Origin of the sequence: Bacillus inaquosorum (genome assembly GCF_023238325.1) — a bacterium.
In the GTDB taxonomy this organism is placed as follows: Bacteria; Bacillota; Bacilli; order Bacillales; family Bacillaceae; genus Bacillus; species Bacillus inaquosorum.
The window spans coordinates 4,053,445-4,066,555 of the sequence record NZ_CP096592.1; the positions used below are offsets into that span (position 1 = coordinate 4,053,445).

At 43.8% G+C, this 13,111-nt stretch carries 10 protein-coding genes; 6 read left to right on the forward strand and 4 right to left on the reverse strand.

Going from position 1 to position 13,111, the window contains the following annotated elements:
- Positions 1–63: 63 nt before the first annotated feature.
- Positions 64–1,170 carry a DNA cytosine methyltransferase gene (locus M1M80_RS20575; protein ID WP_060399858.1) on the forward strand — a complete coding sequence of 369 codons (1,107 nt, stop codon included), beginning with the start codon at positions 64–66 and terminating at the stop codon, positions 1,168–1,170.
- 84 nt (positions 1,171–1,254) lie between these two features.
- Here M1M80_RS20575 and M1M80_RS20580 read toward each other — a convergent pair whose 3' ends face one another.
- The 4 genes from M1M80_RS20580 to M1M80_RS20595 form a co-directional block, all read right to left on the reverse strand.
- On the reverse strand, positions 1,255–3,255 hold the full coding sequence (locus tag M1M80_RS20580) for a Z1 domain-containing protein (RefSeq protein ID WP_060399859.1): 2,001 nt from the start codon (positions 3,253–3,255) through the stop codon (positions 1,255–1,257).
- A gap of 11 nt (positions 3,256–3,266) precedes the next feature.
- Complete coding sequence (locus M1M80_RS20585; RefSeq protein WP_080429070.1) at positions 3,267–4,226, reverse strand: restriction endonuclease PLD domain-containing protein; 960 nt, start codon at positions 4,224–4,226, stop codon at positions 3,267–3,269.
- 122 nt (positions 4,227–4,348) lie between these two features.
- The gene (gene abnB / locus M1M80_RS20590) at positions 4,349–5,767 is read right to left on the reverse strand and encodes an arabinan endo-1,5-alpha-L-arabinosidase AbnB (RefSeq protein WP_060399861.1); all 1,419 of its coding nucleotides are present in this window, start codon (positions 5,765–5,767) and stop codon (positions 4,349–4,351) included.
- A gap of 73 nt (positions 5,768–5,840) precedes the next feature.
- Entirely contained in the window at positions 5,841–6,830 is a 990-nt protein-coding gene (locus M1M80_RS20595; protein WP_060399862.1) for a Gfo/Idh/MocA family protein, read from the reverse strand.
- A 243-nt stretch (positions 6,831–7,073) separates the two neighbouring features.
- On the opposite strand from M1M80_RS20595, the gene hutP reads away from it, so the two are divergent.
- The 5 genes from hutP to hutG all read left to right on the forward strand — a co-directional run bounded on the left by hutP (position 7,074) and on the right by hutG (position 13,041).
- Positions 7,074–7,520 (forward strand): hut operon transcriptional regulator HutP, encoded by a 447-nt coding sequence (gene hutP, locus M1M80_RS20600; RefSeq protein ID WP_003236310.1) that lies wholly within the window; start codon positions 7,074–7,076, stop codon positions 7,518–7,520.
- A 112-nt stretch (positions 7,521–7,632) separates the two neighbouring features.
- Positions 7,633–9,159 carry a histidine ammonia-lyase gene (gene hutH / locus M1M80_RS20605; protein ID WP_060399863.1) on the forward strand — a complete coding sequence of 509 codons (1,527 nt, stop codon included), beginning with the start codon at positions 7,633–7,635 and terminating at the stop codon, positions 9,157–9,159.
- Entirely contained in the window at positions 9,156–10,814 is a 1,659-nt protein-coding gene (gene hutU / locus M1M80_RS20610; RefSeq protein WP_060399864.1) for a urocanate hydratase, read from the forward strand. Before hutH ends, hutU begins: the two co-directional genes overlap by 4 nt.
- Positions 10,815–10,826: 12 nt before the next feature.
- Complete coding sequence (gene hutI, locus M1M80_RS20615) at positions 10,827–12,092, forward strand: imidazolonepropionase (protein WP_060399865.1); 1,266 nt, start codon at positions 10,827–10,829, stop codon at positions 12,090–12,092.
- Complete coding sequence (hutG, locus tag M1M80_RS20620) at positions 12,085–13,041, forward strand: formimidoylglutamase (RefSeq protein WP_060399866.1); 957 nt, start codon at positions 12,085–12,087, stop codon at positions 13,039–13,041. Before hutI ends, hutG begins: the two co-directional genes overlap by 8 nt.
- Positions 13,042–13,111 lie beyond the last annotated feature (70 nt).

The following is a 13,111-nucleotide window of genomic DNA, read 5'->3' on the forward strand; positions in this document are numbered from 1 at the left end:
TGCAAAAAAATATGTTATAGTTTATAATATGTATTACTTAGATTAATTAATGGAGGTTTTTATATGATCTTCCGTAAAGGAGAGCTTTTTAGCGGACCCGGAGGACTTGCTTTAGGTTTAATAAGCGCGTGTATTGTTGATGATTCTGGTAATGAATATAAAATCAAACACGAATGGTCTAATGATTATGATGAATCAGCTTGTAAAACATACAGACGTAATATTTGCCAAAACATAGATGACTCGAGTGTAATTGAAGGTCCTGTTCAGGAACTTGACATTGAAAGCCTCCCGCCAATAGATGCTTTAGCGTTTGGATTTCCTTGCAATGATTACAGTGTAGTAGGTGAGCACAAAGGGATGAGCGGTGATTATGGTCCGCTTTATTCTTATGGTGTTAAAGTTCTTAATTATCATAACCCTAAATTTTTTATTGCTGAAAATGTAGGCGGACTTCAAAGTGCAAATGAGGGGAAAGCGTTTATACAAATATTAAAAGAACTGGCCTCTGCAGGAATGGGCTATCATTTAACACCTCATTTATATAAGTTTGAAGAATATGGTGTTCCTCAAAAAAGACACCGAATCATAATAGTTGGTATTAGAAAAGATCAGGACTTAGTATTTAAAGTGCCTGCACCTATTACACCAGATAAATACGTAACTGCAAATGAGGCTCTTAATAACCCTCCAATTCTAGATTTTACAGAGAATCATGAACTAACAAAACATAATCCTAAAACAATTGAAATGTTAAACTATATTCCTCCCGGCAAAAATGCTTGGTATGAAGGAATTCCTGAAGATTTGCGCCTAAAGGTCAAAGGGGCGCGAATGAGTCAGATTTATAAAAGGCTCCACCCAGATGAACCTTCTTACACCGTAACTGGCAGCGGAGGTGGAGGAACTCATGTTTATCACTGGGATGAACCAAGAGCATTAACTAATAGAGAACGTGCTCGCCTTCAAACCTTTCCGGATCATTTTGTTTTTGAAGGAAAAAAAGAAAAAGTAAGACAGCAAATTGGAATGGCTGTCCCTCCTAAAGCAGCTAAAATTATAGCGGAAGCTGTTTTAAAAACCTTTGCAGGTATTGAATATTCCTTTGTCAAACCTAAATGGACATTTGATGAGTTAGTCCATGAAGGGAAAGTACCTTACACTGTCTAAGCTTATTAAAAGCTTGTAGAAGTTTTACTTCTACAAGCTTTTTTGATAGGAGCAGCAACTTCCTCCTATACAACTTTTTAAAAGTTAACTAAACATTTCATTCGCAGAAAACATAAAATATGTATTTCCATCAGGAAATCTTAGATTTGGAACCCATAACGGCTTGTTATCAGTCCAGCCCTTATCTAAAGAACCAGTATATTTATACATTATCAACGTAGGACCATCTGGGTTATACAATTGATTATCATCTGAAGATAACATTGACCTTGCATACTTTTGTATATCTCTATTTCTTCGTACAGCAAGATAACCACGATTATTATACATATTTTTCATATTTTTCAAACATGCTAATACAGCCTCATCATCCCAGCTGCCTCCTTCAAAATTCTCTGATTTAGTTAGATTTATAATCTCAATCAGAGTCTGAATCGGCACCATAGTTAGTCCCTGATCACTCTTGTAACTTGATAATAGTTGATCCAATAAACTAACATTACTCACTAATGGATTTCTAGGAAAATACCGTTTTCCTGACATATAAAAAAGTACTGAATCCAAATAAACAACGTTTGATCTTGTCGGTTTAATTATAGAATGTTTTGTTCTTGATAAAACTAATGCCTGCAAGTCATTCGGATTAGATTTATCAATTACTTCTCGAAGCCTTTTTTCTGAAAGATAAACCTCCTTAAAAATGTCTGAAATTGAATGAGATGTATAAAACCTCAATGCGCCCAAATCTTTTTGTCTATAACCGTACATCCTTGCATGTTGAAGAATAGTGTCAACCTTGGGAGCTTGGCTTGTACGCCCATAATAGGTTACTAGCAACCTTTTAATCGTTACTCCTCGTCCTAGCTTATTTCCACCTATCAATATATTAAATGGGGCACTGTAGTTTGGTCTTTTAAAATGACTTCCTGATATAATTAATTGTGATTGTGTACTAGTAATATTATCTGCAATTTCGCTTATAACTGATTCAAAAGAAGGTACTCGACTATTAGTCTGAGATAAGTCACGGTAAGCTTCATTCAAATATGTATAAACAATATCTCGTTCTTCCTCACGATTTTCCTCATGTAAAGCTATAGATAAACTCGTAATAAAACCATTAATTATAGCCTCAAGTCTTTTATGATCATCCTGTTTATGACTGACATGGCATAAGAATGTATAATTTGTTTCCTCTTCGTTACATATTTTCATAGCAGCCCCTACAAAAAAGGTGCACAGTGCCTGTCTCAAGCCAGTGGGAATTGCCAAACCGCCTGTGTAAAAGGACAGATTGGAATTTTCATTCATTATGTCATCTATTTCTGTATCTGCAAATGACTTCATAGCAAATGATTCGTCCTCAAAAAAAACTTCTCCCCCTACATAACCTACTCCCGGATCAAATTTTTCAATGAAATCTGGACGAAAAGCTTTATTAGCACCTTGTAAAAAGAGAGCTTGAGGGGTAGCCGTAACCTGTACGTACACATGTTTCGGAAAATAATCTCTTAACTTAACTATAGAAGCACTTACTTCACTTAACTTACTTTGCATATCACTGTTTGCAAATGTATTTAGGCTAGCTTGGTCAGCTTCATCATCAAATATTATTGCTCTGGTAGAAGTCGAAATATACTGATCAATAAACTCTTGCATTTTGGGCAAGATCAATTTATTCTTGGTTGTGACCAATACTATCCCACTATGCTGAAGAGCTGTACGGATTCTGGTTGTCATTGATTCAATTCCCCAGGAGTCCTTACCGAGTGTTAACAATCCAGGTAATGCTTCTTGTATACGTTCAAGTGTCTGATCATATAACCAAAGATTATCAGAAGTTAATACTATAAATAATCGGTGCCCATTATCAGCTGCTTTTGCGATTGTCATTAGCATATTGTTAGTTTTACCGCTTTGAACCTGGCCAAAAAGCAATCCTTGACGAGTTTCATCATAAGGTTTCCCTATTTTTATATTCATTTTTTCTGCAGTTGTCATTATTCTATCTATTTCTTCTTGTGGCAAATCCCTTTTAAGAACCCGATTGAATTTTTTCACCTTACTAATACCTGATTGAATCATTTACAGTCTCCTCAGCTAAAATCCATAAAATACGTTTCATTATTTATTTTATAAATAGTTACATAGTGTCTACCATACCTATCTAAATCTTCTATACTCACAAAACCTCCCAATGGGACACCAAGGCGATTTCTAAAATATTTACCCAAGATACTATTATCTCTACATGTCTCAAGAGCCTTATTATCATCTTGAGCCACCACACAAATAAAACTCTCTCCATCATCAGTAATAACCGAAAATTCTATCTTCTTATCTGGAAAAAAGTCTGCTTTTCTCACTTCTTTAGGTACAGGTATGTATGCTTGATTTAATTCTCTTCCTGGTCTTTGTCCCCAATTCAAACCCGACTTTTCATGAATTTTTCTTCTGTTATTATTTACGGTTAACGGAAAATTAAAATGGCAGTAACCTTTTTCTTTTACTAAGTTTCCTAGTGCAGAACCATCAATATTTGAATTGTTAGAATTTGATTGATATGTGAATTTCATAGTTTTTTCAAGACTTGGTTGATCAAACGGTACATACTCTTTTAAATTAGAAAATATGTTTATCACTTGCGAAGGATTAACACTAGCCATTGTTTCACTATAATTAGAGTATCCATTTCTTGTGAAATTAGCAGATCCTAAAAAAGCTGCTTCAGAAATAAATAAACCTTCCCGTTCCCACAAAACTATCTTAGAGTGTACAGGTTTATTGCCATTATGATAATTCACAGTCAGTCGCTTTGTATCATCTGCCATCTTCAAATATTCTTTGTGGTCCCAAATAGTTATTGGCTGGACTTTTGTCATGCCTATAAATAACTCAATTTCTACTTCATTAAGAGTATAAAGTACATGATGTAAAAAAGAAGGAGAGGCATAAGCAGTAATAATCTTCAACTTTCTCCTTCCTTCATTGTAAGGATTAAGTATTATGTTATTAAATAAATTGCTATTAAATACAGAAATAGCGCTGACCTCCAATCAATATTTTTATACAAAATAGAATCTTAAGTATCATAGATTTTTAACAAAATATGCTTTTCACTTATTATATATTGTTTAAACTAATAGAGTCTAGAATTTCACACCGTTATTTGAAAAAATCAGTTCACTCCCCAAACAGACTCACCGCTGCCATTCAACACACTAAACGTCATGACGTTCTTCTCTCTCACCGAATCCCACTGGCGTAAAAATACTCCATTATATGTCTTGCCCGCTAACGTGATGTCGGCTCTGTTTTTTCCGGTTTTCTTCCATATTCCGGTCATTTCCCCGGAAATGGTATGATTTTTGTTGAGCTGGATGTTGATGGTTTGTTTGATGTCGGCTGAGATGTCTTTTCCGTGCTGGATGACTTTGTATGTTCCTGTGATGTCTTTTTGTTTTACTTCTTTCAGTGTTTCGCCTGCGTAACGATATGGCGCTGCTACCGGCCAGCCGTCTTTGTTCATGAACAATTGGTGGACTCTGACTTCGTGTTCTTCACCCCTGCCCGGGAAGCGGGTGTGGAAGATTAAATAGGAACGCCCGGTTTTTTCGTCATAGTATGCGGAGTTGTGGCCTGGTGAGACGTACCCGGTGCCTTTTTCATTTTCTGTTTCAAAAGTGTAGCTGCCCATGAGTTTGACGCCGTATGGTTCGATGGAACGGTCGTCGAAGAATGTGCCTTCTTTGCCGCGGACGTCAAGCATTGGATTGCCTTCTGCATCATAGTAAGGGCCGTCCGGTTTCTTGGAGCGGGCCACACGAATGTTATAGCCGCCTGTTGCATCGAGACCGCCATATGATAGGTATAAGTAGTAGTATTTGGTGTCTGGATTGTAGAGAACATACGGGCCTTCGATTCTGCTGTGGTTGCCGCCGAGCAGTTTTTTCCCGTATCCCTGTCCAGGAAGCGGGAAGCCTGTTTTCGGGTTCATTTCAAGTATGAAAATGCCGCCTGAGTATGATCCGTACACCATCCATAGCTTTCCGTTTTGATCAAAGAAGGTATGCGGGTCGACGACATTCGGATGTTTGGTTGCGTCATATGGTGTTCCATCGTCGCTTGTGCCTTCCATGCCTGATTTCAAAAAGATGCCTTTGTTTTTGTACGGGCCTTCGATGTTATCAGCGACGGCAACGCCCATGGCAGATCTTGGCGAATCACCGCGGCAGGCGTTGTAATACATGTAGTATTTGCCGTCCGCCAGCTGTGTGACGTCAGCCGCCCAAAGGGTATCGGATTGCGCCCATTCGAAGGTATCTTTTAATTCTTCATAGACATTGGGAATCAGAGGATTATTGTTGCTTACGCTGGTGGTCAGCTGCTGCCATTGCATGAGGTCATTCGTTTTTGCTGAAGCGAGATGAGATCCAAAAACATAAAAGGTGCCGTTTGTCTCAATGATGGAAGGATCATGGACGCTGACTTCTGTAAATACTGGTTTTCCTGCTTTTTGCGCATAGACGGAGTTTGGCAGGGTGAAGGCCATGATAAGGGCTGCCAGAAAACATACACGGAACAATCGGTTGAACATCTAAACAATTCGCCTCACTTTTTTTATTAAAATTTTAATCGCTTACATTTCTCTATGAAGAAACACCGGCCCGCTATGAAGGCCGGATGTTTTCATATTCAAACGGGTAGGTAATGCCCCACTGTTCTCTAACATTGTCCATGATGCTCATGACATCCAGGGAGAGACTGATGGTCTGGCTGCTTGTTTGGTGCAGGACTGCTGCTTGCATATCCTCTACTTCATAGTTCAACCCTTTTGCCGTTTCTCCTTCTTCAATCAACTCTGTTTTTCCATGTGCGTACGTAATGACGGCTTTGTCCGGCCTTGTAAAGTCGTCGACTGTGATAAAGCCCTTTTCTCCAGCAACTACGCCTCTTTTTGGCATTTTCACCCTCATTGTCAGCGATATGACAGCCATTTCGTTGTCGGCGTTTTTTAAGATGATGCCTGACTGCTCGTCTACACCTGTGTCAGCCGGCTTGGCCGTGCTGAGGATCTCATTCGGCTGGCTCGTGAGAAAATACCTTGCGAAAGCGAGCGCATAGGCTCCCGTGTCTAACAGTGCGCCGCCAGCCAGTTCTTTATTAAAGAATCGGTTAGTGACGTCGTATGGTTTGCGCGTTCCGAAGGAGACTTGAACCATTTTAAGAGGCCCAATGCGACCCTCCTTTACGATCTCACGGAGTTTTTTATAAAGGGGCATATGGTAGATGGTCATCGCTTCAGACACAATAAGCTGTTTTTCTTTGGCTATGTCTATGATCTCCTTTAGCTGCCTCGCATTGACGGTAATCGCCTTCTCACAAAGAACATGCTTGTGATGCTGAAGGCTTTTCATCATATATTCATAGTGGTTTGAATGCGGAGTGGCAATGTAGACAATATCGACATTCTCATCTTGCAGCAGTTCTTCATAGCTGCCGTATGCTTTTTCGACATGATGCTCCTTGGCGAACGCCTTGGCTTTATCCAAGCTTCGTGACCCTGCAGCATAGACTGTTCCGTTTACTTCTCTCAGCGCTCTGGCGAAATCTGATGCGATTGCGCCAAGTCCGATGATTCCCCACTTTAAGCTCTTCACTGGACTTCGCTCCTCTTCTATTGAAATTTATATTTAGAGTACGACAGCAGCCGCCCGCACTCCTGTCTGGCTATCATGTGCAATGTGCTGAAAGAAAACCCGGCCTGCTTTCTCTGTCACGCTATTACAATAGCAATCTAACTTGTTAAAGACTGTAAAAAACCTTTTGACTTCTGCTGCTGAACCAATTAATATAATACTCAGTTAATAGTTATCAGAATTTTTAGGAATTGAGTGATTCATATGACACTGCACAAAGAGCGCCGGATCGGCCGGCTGTCTGTTCTTCTGCTGCTGAATGAAGCGGAAGAAAGCACACAGGTCGGGGAGCTGGAGCGAGATGGATGGAAGGTCTGTCTCGGCAAGGTAGGATCAATGGACGCGCATAAAGTAGTAGCCGCAATTGAAACCGCTTCCAAAAAGAGCGGTGTCATTCAATCTGAGGGCTATCGCGAGTCACATGCGCTTTATCATGCGACGATGGAGGCTTTGCATGGCGTGACCAGAGGTGAAATGCTGCTTGGATCGCTGCTTCGGACGGTTGGCCTGAGGTTTGCCGTTTTGAGGGGAAATCCTTATGAAAGTGAAGCGGAGGGCGATTGGATTGCTGTCTCGCTTTACGGAACAATCGGGGCGCCGATTAAAGGTCTTGAGCATGAGACATTCGGCGTTGGTATCAATCACATATGAAACAGCCCATAGATCATAGACGATAGGGGGCTATGCGTGAAAACAGATGTTCACAGCATAGCCCCATTTTGTATGGGCGCTTTATCAAAGTAAAGACAAAGGAGTTGGGCTTATGGTGACTTTAGACGGTTCTTCATTGACAACAGTCGACGTTGCTCGTGTGCTGTTTGATTTTGAAGAGGCAGCAGCTTCCGAGGAAAGTATAGAGCGCGTGAAAAAAAGCAGAGCGGCAGTGGAACGGATTGTTCACGAAGAAAAGACAATATACGGCATCACCACCGGATTTGGCAAATTCAGTGATGTCCTGATTCAGAAAGAAGACTCGGCGGCGCTGCAGCTGAATTTAATCCTTTCACATGCCTGCGGTGTCGGCGATCCTTTTCCTGAGTGTGTTTCTCGGGCCATGCTGCTTTTGCGCGCCAATGCGCTGTTAAAAGGTTTTTCCGGTGTACGTGCGGAGCTGATTGAACAATTGCTTGCTTTTTTAAATAAACGCGTCCATCCTGTCATTCCACAGCAGGGATCACTTGGCGCAAGCGGGGATCTGGCGCCGCTTTCCCATCTGGCGCTTGCGCTGATCGGGCAAGGAGAAGTCTTTTTTGAGGGGGAGAGAATGCCGGCAATGACGGGCTTGAAAAAAGCCGGTATTCAGCCGGTAACACTGACATCCAAGGAAGGGCTTGCCTTGATTAACGGGACTCAGGCCATGACTGCTATGGGTGTGGTCGCATACATTGAAGCAGAAAAACTAGCCTATCAAACCGAACGCATTGCCAGCTTAACGATTGAAGGGCTGCGAGGAATTATAGATGCGTTTGACGAGGATATTCACGCAGCCCGCGGCTATCAGGAGCAGATCGATGTCGCAGAACGAATTCGCTTCTATCTGTCTGACAGCAGCCTGACTACCTCTCAAGGAGAACTGCGGGTCCAGGATGCCTATTCATTGCGCTGTATTCCGCAAGTACACGGTGCGACTTGGCAGACATTAGGATATGTCAAAGAAAAATTAGAAATTGAAATGAATGCAGCTACGGACAACCCTCTCATTTTCAATGATGGTGACAAAGTCATTTCTGGCGGAAACTTTCACGGACAGCCGATCGCCTTTGCCATGGATTTTCTAAAAATCGCAATTTCAGAGCTTGCGAATATCGCAGAACGCAGGATCGAACGCCTTGTGAATCCGCAGCTGAATGACCTGCCGCCGTTCCTAAGCCCTCATCCCGGTCTGCAATCCGGTGCAATGATCATGCAGTATGCCGCGGCCTCACTCGTTTCTGAAAATAAAACACTGGCCCATCCTGCGAGTGTGGATTCTATTCCGTCATCCGCCAACCAAGAAGACCATGTCAGCATGGGAACCATCGCTGCGCGGCATGCTTATCAGGTGATCGTGAATACAAGAAGAGTCATTGCGATCGAGGCGATTTGCGCATTGCAGGCGGTTGAATACAGAGGCATAGAACAGGCGGCGTCCTATACCAAACAGCTTTTTCAAGAAATGAGAAAAGTCGTGCCGTCCATTCAGCAGGACCGTGTTTTTTCCTATGACATTGAACGCTTGACTGACTGGCTCAAGAAGGAATCTTTATTACCTGATTATCAGAATGAAGAACTGAGGGGGATGAACATATGACTGATGTAAAAAAATCAATCCGTGCCAACAAGGGAACAGAGCTTGAATGCTTAGGATGGGAACAAGAGGCGGTGCTTCGAATGCTTCGAAACAACCTTGATCCGGAAGTCGCCGAGAAGCCGGAAGACCTCATCGTATACGGCGGAATTGGCAAAGCCGCACGGAATTGGGACGCTTTTCACGCCATTGAGCATTCTTTGAAAACACTAAAACATGATGAGACATTGCTCGTGCAATCCGGAAAGCCCGTTGGCATGTTCCGTACTCACCCGCAGGCACCGCGCGTGCTTTTAGCAAATTCTGTTCTTGTTCCGAAGTGGGCGAACTGGGAGCATTTCCACGAGCTTGAGAAAAAAGGGTTAATGATGTACGGACAGATGACGGCAGGCAGCTGGATTTACATTGGCTCACAGGGCATATTGCAAGGAACCTATGAAACTTTCGCTGAGCTTGCGAGACAGCACTTCGGAGGAAGCTTAAAAGGAACATTGACGCTGACAGCCGGGCTCGGCGGAATGGGAGGCGCCCAGCCGTTGTCTGTCACGATGAATGAAGGGGTCGTCATTGCCGTCGAGGTTGATGAGAAACGTATCGACAAGCGGATCGAAACAAAATACTGCGATCGAAAAACAGCCTCGATTGAGGAAGCCTTAGCGTGGGCTGAAGAGGCAAAGCTGGCAGGAAAACCTCTATCCATTGCTCTTCTCGGAAACGCGGCTGAGGTTCACCACACACTTTTGAACCGAGGCGTCAAAATCGATATTGTGACGGATCAGACGTCCGCCCATGACCCATTAATCGGTTATGTTCCCGAGGGCTATTCACTTGAGGAAGCTGATCGTTTGCGCCAAGACAATCCAGACCTTTACGTACGCCTTGCGAAGCAAAGCATGAAAAAACATGTGGAAGCCATGCTGGCATTTCAACAAAAGGGCTCTGTTGTATTCGACTACGGCAACAATATCCGGCAAGTCGCAAAAGATGAAGGCCTGGAGAATGCCTTCGATTTTCCGGGGTTTGTCCCTGCCTACATCCGCCCCTTATTCTGTGAAGGAAAAGGACCTTTCCGCTGGGCGGCGCTTTCCGGTGATGCGGCAGATATTTACCGTACGGATGCTTTATTAAAAGAACTGTTCCCAGCCAATAAAGCCCTTCACCGCTGGATCGATATGGCACAGGAAAAAGTCACGTTCCAAGGCTTGCCGTCCCGTATTTGCTGGCTTGGATACGGAGAACGGAAAAAAATGGGCCTTGCCATTAACGAGTTGGTCAGAAACGGGGAGCTAAAAGCGCCTGTCGTTATCGGGAGAGATCATTTAGACTGCGGGTCTGTCGCCTCTCCAAACCGGGAAACAGAAGCGATGAAGGATGGAAGTGACGCTGTCGGCGATTGGGCTGTGCTCAATGCGCTTGTCAACACGGCCTCGGGTGCAAGCTGGGTTTCCTTCCACCATGGCGGCGGCGTCGGAATGGGCTATTCCCTGCATGCCGGTATGGTTGCAGTTGCCGATGGAAGTGAGCTGGCTGACGAGCGGCTCGCCAGGGTCTTAACGAGCGACCCGGGGATGGGCATTATCCGCCATGCCGATGCGGGTTATGAACGTGCAGTTGAAGTAGCGAAAAAACAAGACATTATCGTGCCGATGCAAAAATAAAGGAGTGATGACATGCCGAAACAAATTGATACGATTCTCACTAACATCGGTCAGCTTTTAACGATGGAAAGCAGCGGCCCCCGTGCAGGCAAAAGCATGCAGGATCTTCATGTGATCGAAGACGCTGTTGTCGGCATCCATGAACAGAAAATTGTGTTCGCCGGAAAAAAAGGGGCTGAAGCCGGTTACGAGGCAGACGAAATCATTGATTGCTCGGGACGGCTTGTAACGCCGGGTCTCGTTGATCCGCATACCCATCTTGTATTTGGCGGATCTCGGGAAAAAGAGATGAATCTAAAACTTCAGGGCATCTCTTATTTAGATATTCTCGCGCAAGGCGGCGGAATTTTGTCTACTGTCAAGCACACCAGGGCAGCTTCAGAGGAAGATTTGCTGCAAAAAGGCCATTTTCATCTACAAAGAATGCTGTCCTACGGCACAACCACGGCTGAAGTGAAAAGCGGCTATGGCTTGGAAAAAGAAACAGAGCTGAAACAATTGCGTGTCGCAAAAAAACTGCATGAAAGCCAGCCTGTTGACCTTGTCTCCACGTTTATGGGAGCCCATGCGATCCCTCCCGAATATCAAAACAATCCAGATGAATTTCTGGATCAAATGCTTAATCTTTTGCCGGAAATCAAAGAGAATGAGCTCGCCAGCTATGCAGATATTTTTACAGAAACAGGTGTTTTTACCGTCAGTCAATCCCGCCGCTATTTAAGAAAAGCGGCTGAGGCTGGCTTCGGGTTAAAAATACACGCAGATGAAATCGATCCGCTTGGAGGAGCTGAATTAGCGGGAGAGCTAAAGGCTGTCTCAGCCGACCATTTGGTAGGCGCCTCAGACGAAGGCATAAAGAAATTAGCTGAGTCTGGAACGATCGCCGTCCTCTTGCCGGGCACGACATTTTATCTTGGCAAAAGCACATACGCCAGGGCAAGAGACATGATTGATGAGGGTGTATGTGTCAGCTTGGCAACGGACTTTAATCCTGGCAGCTCGCCGACTGAAAATATCCAGCTGATCATGTCCATTGCCGCTCTTCATCTGAAAATGACTGCAGAAGAAATATGGCATGCGGTCACAGTCAATGCCGCACATGCCATAGGAAAAGGAGAAGAAGCCGGTCAGCTTAAAGCCGGCCGATCAGCTGATCTTGTCATTTGGCAAGCCTCGAATTATATGTATATTCCGTATCACTACGGCGTCAATCATGTACATCAAGTCATGAAAAACGGAACAATTGTAGTCAACAGGGAGGGAGCCATTCTTGGATAAATACCCTTTTCTCAGAGAGGCAGGTTCTTCGTTTAAAGACCGGAATGTAACAAAAATGGGCGATCTGATAGCAAAATGGGACGGCCAAGGCATTAAGGGGCCGGCATTGATAGGTGTCCCCCTATCAAAATCCTCCATCAGTCATTCCGGCGCTTCCTTTGCCCCCGGAACAATCCGCCAGGCACTGAAACATTCATCGGCCTATTCTGCTGAGCTTGGCGGACATGTCGTATCAGATCTTCTTTACGATCTGGGGGATATCGATATTCACGTAACTGATATTGTAAAGTCACATCAGCAAATCTTCTATACCATGCATGCTCTGCTGTCGGATCATCCAGATTGGGTGCCGCTCATACTGGGGGGAGATAACTCGATCAGCTACTCCACCATAAAAGCGATCGCGCAAACGAAAGGAACGACAGCAGTGATTCAATTTGATGCCCATCACGATGTTCGGAATACGGAGGACGGGGGGCCGACAAACGGCACTCCCTTCCGCCGCCTTTTGGATGAAGAGATTATTGAGGGTCAACATTTGATTCAACTGGGGATCAGAGAATTCAGCAACAGCCTGGCATATGAAACATATGCGAAAAAACATAACGTGAACATTCACACGATGGGCATGATTCGTGAAAAAGGATTAATCCCGACGATAAAAGAGATTCTTCCTGCCGTTCAAACAAAAGCAGGCTCCATTTTTATTTCCGTTGATATGGATGTCTTAGACCAGTCCCATGCACCCGGCTGTCCAGCGATTGGCCCGGGCGGCCTCTATACAGATGAATTGCTCGAAACAGTCAATTACATCGCACAGCAATCCAATGTTGCCGGGATTGAAATCGTTGAAGTTGATCCTACCCTCGACTTTCGGGATATGACAAGCAGAGCCGCAGCTCACGTTCTGTTACACGCATTAAAAGGAATGAAACGCTCCCAATTCTAGTGATCTTCTGGCAGGTTGTATTTTGGGCACGAGAAACTCATCTGCCTAATGAACGGCAGCTAAAAGGAGG